13 protein-coding genes are annotated in these 16,005 nt (G+C 70.1%); 1 reads left to right on the top strand and 12 read right to left on the bottom strand.

Annotated features, from left to right (window positions below):
* Positions 1 to 177 precede the first annotated feature (177 nt).
* From ABZS58_RS43195 to ABZS58_RS43160, 8 genes are all read right to left on the bottom strand, one after another.
* Complete coding sequence (locus ABZS58_RS43195; protein ID WP_354789838.1) at positions 178 to 2,805, bottom strand: DNA translocase FtsK 4TM domain-containing protein; 2,628 nt, start codon at positions 2,803 to 2,805, stop codon at positions 178 to 180.
* A gap of 2 nt (positions 2,806 to 2,807) precedes the next feature.
* On the bottom strand, positions 2,808 to 3,209 hold the full coding sequence (locus ABZS58_RS43190) for a DUF2784 domain-containing protein (RefSeq protein ID WP_354789836.1): 402 nt from the start codon (positions 3,207 to 3,209) through the stop codon (positions 2,808 to 2,810).
* A 5-nt stretch (positions 3,210 to 3,214) separates the two neighbouring features.
* Positions 3,215 to 4,903: a ribonuclease J gene (locus ABZS58_RS43185; protein ID WP_354789835.1), complete on the bottom strand. Its 1,689-nt coding sequence runs from the start codon at positions 4,901 to 4,903 to the stop codon at positions 3,215 to 3,217.
* A complete protein-coding gene (dapA, locus tag ABZS58_RS43180; RefSeq protein ID WP_354789834.1) occupies positions 4,900 to 5,853 on the bottom strand; it encodes a 4-hydroxy-tetrahydrodipicolinate synthase in 954 nt (317 codons plus the stop codon). Before dapA ends, ABZS58_RS43185 begins: the two co-directional genes overlap by 4 nt.
* A 36-nt stretch (positions 5,854 to 5,889) precedes the next feature.
* Positions 5,890 to 6,627, bottom strand: coding sequence for an FAD-dependent thymidylate synthase (gene thyX, locus ABZS58_RS43175; protein WP_354789833.1), 738 nt, complete (start codon positions 6,625 to 6,627; stop codon positions 5,890 to 5,892).
* A 12-nt stretch (positions 6,628 to 6,639) separates the two neighbouring features.
* Positions 6,640 to 7,215: a DUF2752 domain-containing protein gene (locus tag ABZS58_RS43170; protein ID WP_354789832.1), complete on the bottom strand. Its 576-nt coding sequence runs from the start codon at positions 7,213 to 7,215 to the stop codon at positions 6,640 to 6,642.
* Positions 7,216 to 7,536: 321 nt separating this feature from the next.
* Positions 7,537 to 8,751: a crosslink repair DNA glycosylase YcaQ family protein gene (locus ABZS58_RS43165; protein WP_354789830.1), complete on the bottom strand. Its 1,215-nt coding sequence runs from the start codon at positions 8,749 to 8,751 to the stop codon at positions 7,537 to 7,539.
* A 76-nt stretch (positions 8,752 to 8,827) separates the two neighbouring features.
* A complete protein-coding gene (locus ABZS58_RS43160; protein WP_354789829.1) occupies positions 8,828 to 10,159 on the bottom strand; it encodes a glycosyltransferase 87 family protein in 1,332 nt (443 codons plus the stop codon).
* Between the two features lie 156 nt (positions 10,160 to 10,315).
* Between ABZS58_RS43160 and ABZS58_RS43155 the strand changes: the two genes are divergently transcribed.
* Positions 10,316 to 10,924 (top strand): GNAT family N-acetyltransferase, encoded by a 609-nt coding sequence (locus tag ABZS58_RS43155; protein WP_354789828.1) that lies wholly within the window; start codon positions 10,316 to 10,318, stop codon positions 10,922 to 10,924.
* 83 nt (positions 10,925 to 11,007) lie between these two features.
* Here the strand turns inward: ABZS58_RS43155 and dapB are convergent, their stop codons facing one another.
* From dapB to rpsO, 4 genes are all read right to left on the bottom strand, one after another.
* On the bottom strand, positions 11,008 to 11,745 hold the full coding sequence (dapB, locus tag ABZS58_RS43150; protein ID WP_354789827.1) for a 4-hydroxy-tetrahydrodipicolinate reductase: 738 nt from the start codon (positions 11,743 to 11,745) through the stop codon (positions 11,008 to 11,010).
* A gap of 10 nt (positions 11,746 to 11,755) precedes the next feature.
* Positions 11,756 to 13,069 carry a pitrilysin family protein gene (locus ABZS58_RS43145; protein WP_354789826.1) on the bottom strand — a complete coding sequence of 438 codons (1,314 nt, stop codon included), beginning with the start codon at positions 13,067 to 13,069 and terminating at the stop codon, positions 11,756 to 11,758.
* Positions 13,070 to 13,072: 3 nt separating this feature from the next.
* Positions 13,073 to 15,505: a polyribonucleotide nucleotidyltransferase gene (locus ABZS58_RS43140; protein WP_354789825.1), complete on the bottom strand. Its 2,433-nt coding sequence runs from the start codon at positions 15,503 to 15,505 to the stop codon at positions 13,073 to 13,075.
* 227 nt (positions 15,506 to 15,732) lie between these two features.
* The gene (rpsO, locus tag ABZS58_RS43135) at positions 15,733 to 16,002 is read right to left on the bottom strand and encodes a 30S ribosomal protein S15 (protein ID WP_203846174.1); all 270 of its coding nucleotides are present in this window, start codon (positions 16,000 to 16,002) and stop codon (positions 15,733 to 15,735) included.
* Positions 16,003 to 16,005 lie beyond the last annotated feature (3 nt).

Raw genomic sequence — 16,005 nt, 5'->3', positions numbered from 1 at the left:
GCATGTGTAACGGGAGCTTCGTTGCTGCGCAAGCCGCCACGCGGCATCGACAACCCTCGACGCAAATCCTTAACTCACCGGCATTGCGTCATAGCAGCACAAAGTCTTCCGGATCACGGGAAAGAGGCCGATGGCTGGCACCGGCCTCCGGTGCCTTTCGGCGGCGGGGCTGGGCTTCTAGTCGTCGTCGCCTTCGGTGGCTTTGAGGGCGCCCAGGACCTCGGGGAGTTCGTCGGGCTTGATGAGGACGTCGCGGGCCTTGGAGCCTTCCGAGGGGCCGACGATGCCCCGGGTCTCCATCAGGTCCATGAGGCGGCCCGCCTTGGCGAAGCCGACCCGCAGCTTGCGCTGCAGCATCGAGGTGGAGCCGAACTGGCTGGTGACGACGAGCTCGATCGCCTGGAGCAGCAGGTCGAGGTCGTCGCCGATCTCCTCGTCGACCTTCTTCTTGACGTCCTCGGGCTTGGTGGTGACGCCCTCGCGGAATTCGGGCTCGCGCTGCTCCTTGCAGAACTTGACGATGTCGCTGATCTCGGTCTCGCTGACCCAGGCGCCCTGGATGCGGATGGGCTTGGAGGCGCCCATGGGCAGGAAGAGGGCGTCGCCGCGGCCGATCAGCTTCTCGGCGCCGGGCTGGTCGAGGATGACGCGGGAGTCGGCGAGCGACGAGGTCGCGAACGCCAGGCGCGACGGCACGTTGGCCTTGATCAGGCCGGTGACGACGTCGACGCTGGGGCGCTGGGTGGCGAGGACCAGGTGGATGCCGGCGGCGCGGGCGAGCTGCGTGATGCGGACGACCGAGTCCTCGACGTCGCGCGGCGCGACCATCATCAGGTCGGCGAGCTCGTCGACGACGACCAGCAGATACGGATACGGCCGGATCACCCGCTCGCTGCCCGGCGGCGCGGTGATCTGCCCCGCCCGGACCTTGCGGTTGTAGTCGTCGATGTGCCGGACCCCGGCCGCCGCCAGGTCGTCGTAGCGCATGTCCATCTCGCGCACGACCCAGTCGAGGGCGTCGGCCGCCTTCTTCGGGTTGGTGACGATCGGCGTGACCAGGTGCGGGATGCCCTCGTAGCTGGTCAGCTCGACCCGCTTCGGGTCGACCAGCAGCAGCCGCACCTCGTCGGGCGTGGCCCTGGTCAGCAGCGACACCAGCAGCGTGTTGAGGCAGCTGGACTTGCCCGCGCCGGTCGCGCCGGCGATCAGGATGTGCGGCATCTTCGCCAGGTTGGCCATCACATAGCCGCCCTCGATGTCCTTGCCGAGAGCGACGATCAGCGGGTGATGGTCGCTGGCCGCCACGCGGGAGCGCAGCACGTCGCCGAGCGCGACATTCTCCCGGTCGGGGTTGGGGATCTCGACGCCGACGGCGCTCTTGCCGGGGATCGGGCTCTGGATGCGCACGTCGGGCGACTTCACCGCATAGGCGATGTTGCGCGACAGGGCGGTGATCCGCTCGACCTTGACGCCGTGGCCGACCTCGACCTCATAGCGGGTCACCGTCGGACCGCGGGTGAAGCCGGTGACGAGGGCGTCGACGCCGAACTGCTCGAACACGCCCTGCAGCGCGGCGGTCACCTCGTCGTTGGCGCGGGTGCGGCCGCGCGGCGCGTCGCCGGTGCCGAGCAGGTCCGGCGGAGGCAGCTTGTAGTCGGCGTCGGTGAGCGCGAGCTGCTCGGCGCGGGTGGGCAGCGGCGAGTGCTCCGGCGGGTCCTTCTCCCGCTCCTTCGCCTTCTTCCGCGAGACGGTCGCGGGGCGGGGCAGCACCACCGTGTCGTGCACGATCGCGTCGTCGTCGAGGTCACGGTCGAAGCCCGCGCCGGGCGCCGAGGCGTCATAGCCGAGCGGGCCGCCGTCCTCGTCGTCGAGCGGGTGCGGCAGTGCGGCCTGCCGGCGGCGGGGCGGCGACTTGCGGGCCGGGCGGGGCTCCGGCTCGTCATAGAGCTCCTCGAACTCCTCGTCGACGTCGAGGGTCGGGTCCTCGACGCGGCCGAGGGCGAGGTCGCGCAGCTGCCGCCAGCGGTGCGGGATGCGGCTGATCGGGGTGGCGGTGACGACCAGCAGGCCGAACCCGGCGAGCATGAGCAGCAGGGGCACGGCGACCCAGGTGGTGACGGCCTTGTCGAGCAGGCCGCCGCCGGCGCGGCCGAGCAGGCCGCCGGCCTTGTCCATGAGCGCCGGATTCTCGGGGCCGCCGGCGGCGAGATGCATGAGGCCGGTGCCGCCGATGAACAGCGCGCTCCAGCCGACGAGGCCGCGGCCGCGGTGGTCATCCTCGGGGTCGGAGCGCATGACCCGGACGCCGCTGACGAGCAGCAGCACCGGGAGGACCGCGGCGGCGCCGCCGATGAACGTGTGGCAGATCCCCGCGAGCCAGTGCCCGACGGGGCCCGCCGACTGGAACCACAGCGCCGCGGTGAGCAGCACGGAGAGGCCGATGAGGGCCAGGCCGGCGCCGTCGCGGCGGTGCGCCGGGTCCAGCTCGCGGGCGCTGGCGGCCTGGCGGCCGACGGCGCGGGCGGCCCAGCCGACGCCGTGCGCGACGCCCATCCAGACCGCGATCATGCCCCGGCCGAGCAACCCCAGCGGCGTGGCCACGACCGCGCCGCCGCGCCGCCGGGATGCCGCTGTGCGGCGCACGGGCGTCGCCCGCTTCGCCGGAGTCCGCCGTGACGCGGACGTGGAAGCGGCAGTGGCAGCCGCGGTCCGCTTCGCCGGAGTTGCCCGCTTGGACGGCGTGCTCGATCCGCCGCGGGCGCTGGGGGTGCTACCGCGGCCGGCCTGAGAGGTGCGGCCCGCCATGGTCACACCGTAGCGGTAGGCTCCGACATTTCTTCGGACCCCGCAGTCGTGTTCCGGCGCTTTCTGCGGTGCACGAAGATCCCCGCGTAGGAGACGGCGACCACCACCCCCACCAACACCTGCAACAGATGGGTGTAGCGCTCCGGATAGAGGACGCCTTCGATGTACTGGTCGATGAAGCCCTTCCCGACGCCGGTCTCGCCGGCCTTGCGGCGGGCCCAGTGCTCGACCAGCGTCAACGGGCAGGTGAGCGGGATGCCCACCACGGCGAGGCCCCAGGCGGCGGCCGCGAGATGCGGCCACAACGCCCTGGGCCACCGCCAGGCGAGGAACCCGCCCAGCACCACGTAGGCGAGGAAGCAGAAGTGCAGGACGAGCACGGTGGGCGCCAGCACCTCATACATTCCCGCTAGACCTCCACCACCGTCGGGACGATCATCGGGCGACGCCGGTAGGCCTCGTTGACCCAGCGGCCGACCGTGCGCCTGACGATCTGCTGCAGCTGATGCGGATCGGTGATGCCCTCGGTCGCGGCCTTGTTGAGCGCCTCCGTGACCAGCGGCAGCACCGCGGCGAAGATCGCCGGGTCGTCGGAGAAGCCCTTCGCCGACACCGTCGGTCCGGCGACGACCTTGCCGGTCACCGAGTCGATGACCACGGTCGCCGCGATGAACCCGCCGTCACCCAGTATGCGCCGCTCGGTGAGCAGCGACTCGCCCACGTCGCCGATGGCGAGGCCGTCGACGTAGACGTACCGCGACCGGATGTGACCGACCAGGGAGGCCTTGCCGTCGACGAGGTCGACGACGTCGCCGTCCTCGCAGAGCACGACCCGGTCGTCGGGGACACCGGCGTCGCGGGCCAGCTGGGCGTGTGCCCGCAGGTGCCGCCACTCGCCGTGCACCGGCATGAAGTTGCGCGGCTTGACCACGTTGAGCAGGTACAGCAGCTCACCGGCGGGCGCGTGCCCGGACACGTGGACCTTGGCGACGTCCTTGTGCACCACGAGCGCGCCGGCCCGGGACAGTTGGTTGATCACCCGGTACACCGCGGTCTCGTTGCCCGGCACCAGCGACGACGCGAGCACGATCATGTCGCCCTCGCCGATCTGCACGTGCCGGTGGTCGCCGTTGGCCATCCTGCCCAGGGCGCTCATCGGCTCGCCCTGGGAGCCGGTCGACATCAGCACGACCCGGTCCTCGGGCAGCCCCATCGCCTCGTCGATCGGCACCAGCAGCCCCGCCGGGATCCGGAGCAGCCCCAGGTCGCGGGCGATGCCCATGTTGCGCACCATCGACCGGCCGATCAGGGCGACCTTGCGGCCGTGCACGTGCGCGGCGTCGAACACCTGCTGGACCCGGTGCACGTGCGACGCGAACGACGCGACGATGATCCGCCCCTTGGCCCGGCCGAAGGTCCGCTCCAGGACGGGACCGATCTCCCGCTCCGGCGTGACGAACCCGGGGATCTCCGCGTTGGTCGAGTCCGACAGCAGCAGGTCGACGCCCTTGGCCCCGATCCGGGCGAACCCGGCGAGGTCGGTGATGCGGCCGTCGAGCGGCAACTGGTCCATCTTGAAGTCGCCGGTGTGCAGCACGGTGCCGGCCGCCGTGGTCACGGCCACCGCGAGCGCGTCGGGGATCGAGTGGTTGACCGCGAAGAACTCGCACTCGAACGGCCCGAGCCGCTCGACCTGGCCTTCCTTGACGGTCAGCGTGTAGGGCTCGATGCGGCGCTCGGCGAGCTTCGCCTCGACCAGGGCGAGTGTGAACTTGGACCCGACGAGCGGGATGTCGGGCTTGTGGGCGAGCAGATACGGCACGGCCCCGATGTGGTCCTCGTGGCCGTGCGTGAGCACGATCGCCTGAACCTGGTCGAGCCGGTCGAGGATCGACGAGAAGTCGGGCAGGATCAGGTCGACGCCCGGCTGCTCGACGTCGGGGAAGAGCACCCCGCAGTCGATGATGAGCATCTTGCCGTCGTGCTCGAACACCGTCATGTTGCGCCCGATGGCGCCCAGCCCGCCCAGCGGCGTGACCCGCAGAGCGCCTGGAGTGAGTGGCGGCGGTGGTTCGAGCTCGATGTGTGCCACTGTCATAGGGCCACTCCGAGGTCGTTGTGATGAGCCATCTGGTCCGCGGTGCCGATCGTGCGGCCCGCCTCAGCGCAATCCTCCCGCAGCCGGCCCAGTTCCGCCGCGTTCGCCGACACCAGCGGCGGGCGCACCGGCCCGGCGGGAAGGCCCAGCAGCGTCAGGGCGGCCTTGGTGAGGATGACACCCTGCGTGCGGAAGAATCCGCAGAACGCGGGGAGCAGTCGCAGGTGCAGCGCCCGGGCACGGGCGACGTCGCCCTCCTCGTGCGCCAGGATCATCCGCTTGGTCTCCGGGCCGAACACGTGCGTCGGCACGCCGACCACACCCACGGCGCCGACCGACAGCAGCGGCAGGGTCAGCTTGTCCTCACCCGAGTAATACGCCAGGTCGGTGCGCTTGATCACCCAGGCGCTCTCGCCGAGGTCGCCCTTGGCGTCCTTGACCGCGACGATCCGCTCGTGCTCGCCGATGCGGCACATGGTGTCGGTCTCGATCGCGACGCCGGTCCGGCCGGGGATGTCGTAGACCATCACCGGCAGCGCGGAAGAATCCGCGATCGACCGGAAGTGCTGCAGGATGCCCGCCTGCGGGGGCTTGTTGTAATACGGCGTGACGACGAGCAGCCCGTCGGCGCCCGCCTTCTCCGCTGCGCGGGCCAGCTCGATCGTGTGATGCGTGTCGTTGGTGCCGACACCGGCGATCACCGTGGCCCGGTCGCCGACCGCCTCGATGACGGCGCGCAACACCTGGTCCTTCTCGGCGTCGCTGGTCGTCGCCGACTCGCCGGTGGTCCCGTTGACCACCAGGCCGTCGTGCTCCTGGTCGTCGACCAGGTGAGCGGCCAGCCGCGCCGCACCGTCGACGTCGAGCGAACCGTCAGCGCGGAATGGCGTCACCATCGCGCTGAGCAGCCGGCCGAACGGCCGGCCGGGGTCGGAACCGGTGCGTGTCATACGCACAACCTAGCGGACGCCTTCTGGTCGCTCAGCTCAAGATTCCCAGCTGTACTGGGCGGCGGCGACCTCGGTGCCGTCGGCCAGCGTCGTCATGGTGAAGTCCGCGAATACGTTGGGCGCCACGCGCTGCAGTTCCTTGAGGCAGGCGATCGCCACCTGGCGGATCTCCACGTCCGCCGCCTCGGTCGCGCGCATGGTCACGAAGTGCCGCCACGCCCGGTAGTTGCCGGTCACCACGATCTTCGTCTCGGCCGCGTTGGGCAGCACCGCCCGCGCCGCCTGCCGGGCCTGCTTGCGCCGGCTCGTGCCGTCCTCGACCTCGCTGAACTTGGCCTCCAGGCCCTCCAGGAGCTCGTTGTAGGCCCGCAGCGCCGCCTCCGACGCCTCGACGAACACCTTGTGCAGCGCCGGATCCTCGGCGATCACGTCGGGCTCGACCATCTGGGCCTCGCGCCCCGGCACGTACCGCTGCGACAACTGCGAAAAGGAGAAGTGCCGGTGCCTGACCAGCTCGTGCGTGAACGACCGCGACACGCCGGTCAGGTAGAACGTGACGGTCCCGTGCTCCAGCACCGACAGGTGCCCGACCTCGAGAATGTGGCGCAGGTAGCCCTCGTTGGTGGCGGTCGCCGGGTTCGGCTTCTTCCACGACTGGTAGCACGCCCGGCCCGCGAACTCCGCCAGCGCCTGCCCGCCGTCCGCATCGGTCTCCCACGGGACGTCTGCGGGAGCTTCGAAGTGCGTCCAGGCGATCGCTTTGGCGGAGAGCATTTTCCGAGGGTACTAAACGAACATCCAGTCGAACGGCGCCCAGGGCAGGTTGCGTGCGACGGACCACACCAACCACACCACGAGGAAGCCGATGAGCGCGCCGCTGGACAGCCGCATCGTCGGCAGCACCTGCCGGCCGGCCAGCCGGTTGAGGGTCCAGCTCACATACATGTAAACCAGGAACGGCGTCGCGAACACCATCATCGCGTGGTGGTGCGCCGCCGCCGGGATGTCGCCGTGCAGCAGATACCAGGCGGCGCGGGTGCCACCGCACCCCGGGCAGTCGAACCCGGTGAACAGCTTCATGACACACGTCGGAGCGGCCGTCGCACTGGTCTCGGTCGGCCGCATCAGCAGTGTGTACGCCACACCGCCGGACAACAGCGTCGTCAAGCCGAGCGGCGACACCCAGCGCGGCATCCGCTCGACCAGCCGCGCGATCCGCCCTTTCGGCGGCGCGACGTAGCTGTACTGGTAAGCGTGCGGCGGATGGTCCGGCCCGGGCTGCTGCTCCATGCCGGCCTGCGGCGCACCGGCGAACGCCGCCAGCCTGTCACTGCTGGGCGCGGCCTGAAGAGGTGACGTCACGCCATTCACGCTACACCGCGCAGGCCAGCACACCAGGGGCCGCACGACCGGACCGCCGACGCCGCGCCGTCACGGTGGGGGTTCTTGATGATCCGGAAGAGTTTGTGTCGCCAGAGAGCCTGTTGCGAAATGGCCGTCTCACGTTCCGTGCTGAGAAAAACACGGCTGTGCGAGCCGGTCGCGGCCGATCGGTAGCCGTCGAGGGTCGCGACGACCGTCGACGAGACAGTTTTCCGCCAGAACGCAACAGGCTCCAGAGCAGCACAAACTCTTCCAGATCATGGAAAGCGCCGGTGGCCACGCTCCGCGTCGCGCCGGTGGTCAGGTGGTCATCGCCTTGGCCAGGTCGACCGCGAAGTCGCCCGCCACCGGCAGGTCGACCCGCTCCAGGCCCAGCCACCCCGCGAACCGGCGCAGCTCCGCCCACAGCGCCTCCGCCACCTCGCCCCGCGAGGGTGCGCCGCGTCCGGTGAGGGGCTCCACCCACACGGCCGGCACCAGCAGGGTCGAGGAGCGGCGGTCCGCCTTCAGGTCGACCCGGGCGACGAGCCGGTCGCCGAGCAGGAACGGCAGCACGTAATAGCCATAGAGACGCTGCAGGGGCGGGACGTAGATCTCGATGCGGTAGGTGAAGCCGAACAGCCGTGCCACCCGGGCCCGCTCCCACATCAGCGGGTCGAAGGGGCTGACCAGGGTCGCCGCCCCGATGGGGCGCGGGTTGGGCGCCTCGTGGTGCAGATAGGCGCGGGGCTGCCAGCCCTCCACCTCCGTGGGGATGAGCTCCCCCGCCTCGACCAGCTCGGCGATCGCCGTGCGCGCCCCGGCGAGCGGCAACCGGAAATAGTCGCGCAGCTCGGCCTCGGCGGCCACGCCCAGGGAGCGGGCGGCGACGCGGACCAGGTCACGGTAGGCGTCGGCGGGCTCTGGGGTGGGCGCGGCGAGGACCGCGGCGGGCAGGATGCGCTCGGGGACGTCATAGACCCGGGCGAACGACGCGTTGCGCGCGGCGACGCTGACCTCGCCGGTGTAGAAGAGCCACTCGATCGCGGTCTTGGTGTCCGACCAGTTCCACCCCCAGTGGTCCTTGCTGCGGGGGCCGGCGAGGTCGCCCTCGACCTCGTTGGCGGTGATCGGGCCCTTGGCTCGGATCTCCTCGAGCACCCACCGGATCAGCTCGGGCTGTTCCTTGGCCATGCGGACCATCCGCCCCCAGGCGGCGCCGGACTGCATCCGCCAGCGCAGCGCCGGGTGCAGGTGGACCGGGACGAGGGACGCCTCGTGGGCCCAGTATTCGAACAGCTCGCGGGGGCGGCGATAGGCGAGCCGGTCGAGCAGCTCGGTCGGATAGGGGCCCAGGCGGCTGTAGGCGGGCAGATAGTGCGCGCGCTGGACGACATTGACCGAGTCGATCTGCAGCAGACCTGTGCGGCCGAGGACCCGCTTCAGATGGCGCCGCTCGGGCACGCCCGCCGGGGCACGGTCGGCGAAGCCCTGAGCGGCGAGAGCGATCCTCCGCGCCTGCGTGAGTGTCAGCACCCCGCGAGGCTATCGCCGGGGTACGACAAAAAGCGGCCCCGGAGAAACCGGGGCCGCTTTGCCGGACTATGAGAGATCAGGCGCCGACGAGCGGCCGGGCCGGCTCCCCCGCGTCCTTGGCGTCGAACGCCGCACTGACCCGCCGGTCGATCTCCACCAGGTCGGGCACCTCCTCGACGACCGGACCGGTCGACGTGGCCGGGTTGGCCGTGCGGGGCGGCCCGGAGCTCTCCGAAGCGGGCTCGCGGATCGGCAGTGTGATCAGCAGGGCGATCATCAGCAGCACGTAGGCGTTGCCGCCGATCAGGCCGAGACCGTCGAACTTCATGTGGAACGCCCAGGGCGTGCGGCTGCACAGCAGCAGGTACGAGAACACCCCGAAGATCATGAGGTGCCGCCTGCGGCGGGCGTCGCTGCTCTTGTCGGTCGCGTGGTCCAGCAGGACCGCGATCGACGGCAGCACCCACACCAGGTGGTGGATCCAGCTGATCGGGCTGACCATGCAGCCGACCAGACCGGTCAGCGCCAGCCCGGCGAGCTCGTCGCCCGCCTTGATCGCCTTGCGGACCCGCCACGCCCAGACGGCGAGGGCGCCGACCACCAGCAGCAGCCACAGCGGCTTCATCGGGTCGGGGTTGAAGAGCCGGGCGACGAGACCGCTGAGCGCCTGGTTGGACACGAACGTGGCGGAGCCGACGCGGTCGGTGTTCCACATCGCGTCGGTCCAGAAGACCCGCGAGGCGTCCGGCGCGAAGGTCGCGGCCGCCCAGGTCGCGGCGGCAGCGGTGGCCGTGGAGACGGCGGCCGCGCGCCAGCGGCGGGTGACCACGAGGTACAGGATGAACACGCCCGGCGTGAGCTTGATCGCGGTGGCCAGGCCGACGCCGATGCCGCCGAGGCGGGAGCCGCCACGGACGAGCAGCAGCAGGTCACCGACGACCATGAACAGCAGCAGGATGTTGACCTGGCCGAAGTTGACGGTCTCGCGCACCGGCTCGAAGGCGGCCACCAGGCCGAAGGCGATGGCCAGGGAGAACCAGAACTGCCAACCCTGGCGCTTGATGACCGGGCCGATGAGCCAGGTGATGATGAAGCCGAGCGCGACGACGTTCATCGTCACGCTGATCGCGATCGCGCTGTGCCAGCCGATGAGCGCCATCGGCGACATCAGGGCAGCGGCGAACGGTGGGTAGGTGAAGCCGTACGGCGTGCCGGGGACCAGGTAGTCATAGATGTCGCCACCCTTGTTCACCCAGTAGTCCATGGCGCCGTAGTAGACCTTCAGGTCGAAATACCCGTTTCTCGCCGCGGCCACGTACAAGAAGGCCCATACGACGGCCCATACGGCCGCCACGATGAGGACCTGCTTGACCCGGGGCCGAAGCTTGGGCCGGACGGCCGTCAACACGGCGACTCGTCCTCGCTCCGCCACTTGTGCTGCCCTCCATCGCTCGTTGCTGGCTTTAGCTGCTGCCTGTCTCAACGGTTGCTCGGGTCCAACTGTGACGAGCCGGCGCTACCCCGCCACGTGGCTCTTCACACAAAATCCGTAGGCTGCTGCGTCATGACGCTCGGGTTCGTCCGACCGGCGCGACTCGACGACGTCGTCGAGATCACGCGCATCCAACTCTCGACCTGGCGGGTCGCCTATCGGCGACTGCTGCCCCAACACATCCTCGACCAACTGGACGAAGACTGGATTACCCGCAGGTGGCGAGACGCAATCACGGAACCGCCGACCCCTGAGCACCGGGTCCTGGTCGCGGTGGAGCAACAGGAGTCGCCCGGCGCCGGACCGACCTCAGCATACGTCGTGGGTTTTGCCGCGTCAGGTCCTGCAGACGACACCGCGCTCGCCCCGGACGAAGATCACACCGTCCTGACGAAGGCCGCCGCCATCACCGATGTCCTGGTTGAACCCCGCTGGGGACGTCGCGGTCACGGCAGCCGATTGCTGGCGGCTAGTGTCGATTTATGGCGTACTGACGGATTTACGACAGCCCTTGCCTGGACGTTCGCCGACGACCGTGTTACGCGTCGATTTCTGGAGAGTTCCGGCTGGGCCCCGGACGGGGTCAGCCGGTCACTCGATGTTGATGATCTGCTCATCCCGCAGATCCGGTGGCACGTGTCACTCGAGACCGAAGAAGCCCCTGTCGTTACCGCGATGTGACCCTGTTGCGCCCGAATTGGGGCCTCTGGATCCCACCATTTGGAAACGTCGGACTGAACGCGAAACGACTACACAACGTGACGCTAGTCCAGCAGCGGGCCGAGCCCGACCGTCAGTCCCGGCCGTGACACGACGGCACGGACGGCGAGCAGGACGCCCGGCATGAACGACTTCCGGTCGAACGAGTCGTGCCGGATGGTCAGCGTCTCCCCCGTGGCACCGAAGAGGACCTCCTGGTGCGCGACGAGCCCCCGGACGCGCAGCGAGTGCACCGGCACCCCCTCGACATCCGTGCCGCGGGCACCCGCCATCTCCTCCGTCGTGGCATCGGGCACCGGCCCGAGCCCAGCGGAGGCACGCGCCTCGGCGATGAGCTGAGCGGTGCGCAGCGCGGTGCCGCTCGGCGCGTCGATCTTCTGAGGATGGTGCATCTCGACCACTTCGACCGACTCGAAGTAGCGGGCGGCGCGGGCCGCGAACTCCATCATCAGCACGGCACCGACGGCGAAGTTGGGCGCGATGACCACGCCGACGTCAGGTTTGTCAGCGAGCCAGGACCGCACCTCGTCCAGCCGCGCCGTGGTGAAGCCCGACGTGCCCACGACCGCGTGCACGCCATGGGAAACGCACCACCGCAGCGTGTCCATCACCACGTCGGGTGTGGTGAAGTCGACCAGGACGTCGAGATCCTCGACCAGCGAGTCACCGACGTCCAGCGACGCCACCAGCGAAAGATCGGCGCTCGCGGAGATGGCCTGGCACGCCTCGGTGCCCATGCGGCCGCGCGCGCCGAGCACGCCGACCCTGATCTTTGCAGTCACACGGGATAATTTATCCCAACGCTCCGGCGAAGGCGTTGTCGTCGAAGTCGCCGATCACGGCGAGGGACATCGGCCGGGACAGCAGCTCAGCGGCCACCTGACGGACCATCTCGGGCGTGACGAGGTCGACCTGGCGCAGCACCTCGTCGACGGACATCAGCTCGTCGTACAGAAGCTCACCCTTGCCGAGGCGACTCATCCGCGACCCGGTGTCCTCCAGGCCCAGCACGACCGCGCCCTTGAGCATGCCCTTGCCGCGCTCGACCTCGGCGTCGGTGACGCCCTCCGCCGCGACCCTGGCCAGCTCGTCCCGGGTGATGGAGAGGACCTCTTCGACCTTGCCGGGCGCGCAGCCGGCGTAGACCCCGAAGAGCCCCGCGTCGCTGTACTGCGACGTGAACGAGTAGACCGAGTAGGCCAGCCCGCGCTGCTCACGGATCTGCTGGAAGAGCCGGCTCGACATGCCGCCGCCGAGGACGTTGTTGAGCGCGCCGACGGCGAAGCGGTTCTCGTGCTGCCGCGGGTAGCCCACGCAGCCGAGCACGACATGCGCCTGCTCGGTGTCCTTGTTGCGGACCACGACCTGCCCGGAGCGGGTCGGCACCCTCGTGGTGCGGGAGCGCCGCGGCGCCGGGTCGGCGGCGACCGAAAGACCCTTGAAGGCCGCGCGCACCGCCTTGACGACCTTCGCGTGGTCGAGGTTGCCCGCCGCGGCGATCACCATCTGCGACGGCAGGTACCGCCTGTGGTAGAAGCTGTCGATCTGCTTGCGGGTCAGCGCGGAGATGCTCGCCACGCTGCCGGAGATCTGCCGGCCCAGCGGGTGGTTGCCGTAGATCGCCTCGGTGAAGACGTCGTGCACCTCGTCGCCGGGCTCGTCGTCGTGCATCGCGATCTCCTCGAGGATCACGCCACGCTCGGTCTCGACGTCCGCGTCGGTCAGCACGGAGTCGATGACCAGGTCGCACACCACGTCGATGGCGAGCGGCAGGTCAGCGTCGAGCACCCGCGCGTAGTAGCACGTGTACTCCTTGGCGGTGAACGCGTTGGTCTCCCCGCCGACCGCCTCGATCTGCGAGGAGATCTCCAGCGCGTTGCGCCGCTTGGTGCCCTTGAACAACAGGTGCTCGAGGAAGTGGGAGACCCCGGACAGCGCCGGGGTCTCGTCCCGTGAGCCGATGCCGACCCAGACGCCGAACGACACGCTGCGCATCGCCGGAATCGCCTCGGTCAGGATGCGCAGCCCGTTGGGCAGCACGGTGCGGCGCACCGTGCCACCCAGCGGGTCATCTGCCAACGTCTGGGTCAGCGGTCGACTCACCATGTCTCAGCTGTGCCGGTTCCGCCGGCGACGGAACTCGCCGCCGTCCTCGTCACCCTCGGAGTCGCCCTCGGCGGACGGCTCGGAGGACGGCTCGGAGGAGGAAGGCGCGGAAGCCTGCCGCGGTGCCCGGTCGCCGCGCTCGCGGGAGCGGGGGCCACGGTCGCCACCACGGTCACGGCCGGAGGGCCGCTCACCGCCGGAGCCGGACGGGGCGCCGCCACCGGCCGCCGTGGCCTCCGCCGCAGCGGCGGCCTCGGCCTCGGTCAGCACCTTGTCCAGGTAGATCTTGCCGCGGTTGTCGATGTCCGCGATCTGCACCTCGACCTTGTCGCCGACGTTGAGGAAGTCCTCGACCCGGTCGACGCGCTTGCCGTTGCCCACCTTCGAGATGTGCAGCAGGCCGTCGCGGCCGGGCAGCAGCGAGATGAAGGCGCCGAACGCGGCCGTCTTCACCACCGTGCCGAGGAACTTGTCCCCGACCTTCGGCATCGTCGGGTTGGCGATGGCGTTGATCCGCTCGACCGCGGCCTCGGCCGACGGGCCGTTGGTCGCGCCGACGTAGATCGTGCCGTCGTCCTCGATGCTGATCTCGGCGCCGGTCTCGTCCTGGATGGCGTTGATGGTCTGGCCCTTGGGCCCGATCACCATGCCGATCTTGTCGACGGGGATGCGGACCGTGGTCACGCGGGGCGCGTACTGGCTCATGCCGGCCGGCGACTCGATCGCCTCGGCCATCACGTCGAGGATGACGTGCCGCGCGTCGTGGGCCTGCTGCAGAGCGCCCGCGAGGACGTCCGACGGGATGCCGTCGAGCTTGGTGTCCAGCTGGAGCGCGGTCACGAAGTCACGGGTGCCGGCGACCTTGAAGTCCATGTCGCCGAACGCGTCCTCGGCACCGAGGATGTCGGTGAGCGTGACGTATTCCGTCTTGCCGTCGACCTCGTCGGAGATGAGGCCCATCGCGATGCCGGCGACGGGGGCCTTCAGCGGCACACCGGCGGACAGCAGCGCCATCGACGAGGCACAGACCGAGCCCATGCTGGTGGAGCCATTCGAACCCAGGGCCTCGGAGACCTGGCGGATCGCGTAGGGGAACTCCTCGCGGGCCGGCAGGACCGGGATCAGGGCCCGCTCGGCGAGCGCACCGTGGCCGATCTCGCGCCGCTTCGGCGAGCCCACCCGGCCGGTCTCACCGGTCGAGTACGGCGGGAAGTTGTAGTTGTGCATGTAGCGCTTGGACTTCTCCGGCGCCAGGGTGTCCAGCGTCTGCTCCATGCGCAGCATGTTGAGCGTGGTGACACCCAGGATCTGGGTCTCGCCGCGCTCGAACAGCGCCGAGCCGTGGACGCGGGGCAGGACCTGGACCTCGGCGGTCAGCGGGCGGATGTCCCGCGGGCCGCGGCCGTCGATGCGGACCTGCTCGCGCAGGACGCGGGCGCGGACCTCGTTCTTGGTCAGCGACCGCAGCGCGGCGCCGATCTCCTTCTCGCGGCCTTCGAAGCCACCGGCGAGGCGCTGGAAGGCGGCCTCCTTGATCCGGTCGAGGGCCTCCTCGCGCTCCGCCTTGGAGGAGATGCGCAGGGCCTCGACGACCTCGTCCTTGACGGCGCCGGCGACGGCCTCGTAGGCGTCGGGCTGGTAGTCGAGGAAGGTCGGGAACTCCTGGACCGGCTTCGCGGCGACGGCCGCGAGCTCGGACTGGGCCCGGCACAGCTCGCGGATGGCGGGCTTGGACGCCTCGAGGCCGCTGGCGACGACCTCCTCGGTCGGCGCGGGCGCGCCGCCGGCGACGAGCGCCACGGTGTGCTCGGTGGCCTCGGCCTCGACCATCATGATCGCGACGTCGCCGTCGGCGAGGGTGCGACCGGCGACGACCATGTCGAACGTGGCGCGGCCGAGCTCCTCGAGCGTCGGGAACGCGATCCACTGACCGTCGACGTGCGCCATGCGGGTCGCGCCGATCGGGCCGGAGAACGGCAGGCCGGACAGCTTGGTCGACAGCGACGCGGCGTTGATGGCCACGACGTCGTAGGGGTGCGCCGGGTCGAGGGCGAGGATCGTCTCGACGACCTGGACCTCGTTGCGCAGGCCCTTGACGAAGCTGGGGCGCAGCGGCCGGTCGATCAGGCGGCAGGTGAGGATCGCGTCCTCGCTCGGCCGGCCCTCGCGGCGGAAGAACGAGCCGGGAATGCGGCCCGCGGCATACATCCGCTCCTCGACGTCGACCGTCAGCGGGAAGAAGTCGAACTGCTCCTTCGGGGACTTGCCGGCCGTGGTCGCGGACAGCACGACGGTCTCACCGAGCTGCGCGAGGCAGGACCCCGCGGCCTGGCGCGCCAGGCGGCCCGTGGAGAACGTGATCTCCCGGGTGCCGAGCGGGCCGTTGTCGATGACCGCGGTGCTGAAATGCGTACCGAGAGTGCTCTGCTCGGTCATGTGGTGTGGTGCTCCTTCGGGTTGTGGTGCGCCCAGGGCGGAGCTGTCTGCGGCCGGTCTTCGATCGAAGCTCACGGGGCTGATCTGCCCGGAAGCCACTACCGAGGACCGGTGCGCCGACGCGCTCGGGCGGGGCGGCTGTTACAAAACTGGCGGTTGTTCCATACCAGTGTGTCACTACACGAAGGGGAGCGACGCATGGACGCCGCTCCCCAACGCTTCAGTCGTTATCGCCGCAGGCCGAGCCGCTCGATCAACGAGCGGTAGCGGGCGATGTCGCTGCGCTGCAGGTAGTTGAGCAGGCGGCGGCGACGGCCGACCAGCAGCAGCAGGCCGCGCCGGCTGTGGTGGTCGTGCTTGTGCAGCTTGAGGTGTTCGGTGAGGTCCGCGATCCGCTTGGTCAGCATCGCGACCTGGACCTCCGGCGAGCCGGTGTCCCCTTCGACGGTCGCGTACTTGCCCATGATCTCGGTCTTCTGCGCAGAGTCGAGCGCCATGTT

Origin of the sequence: Dactylosporangium sp. NPDC005555 (assembly GCF_040605635.1) — a bacterium.
In the GTDB taxonomy this organism is placed as follows: domain Bacteria; phylum Actinomycetota; class Actinomycetes; order Mycobacteriales; family Micromonosporaceae; genus Dactylosporangium.
Note: the sequence above shows the minus strand (reverse complement) of the source record. Positions and strands in the feature narration are given on the sequence as shown.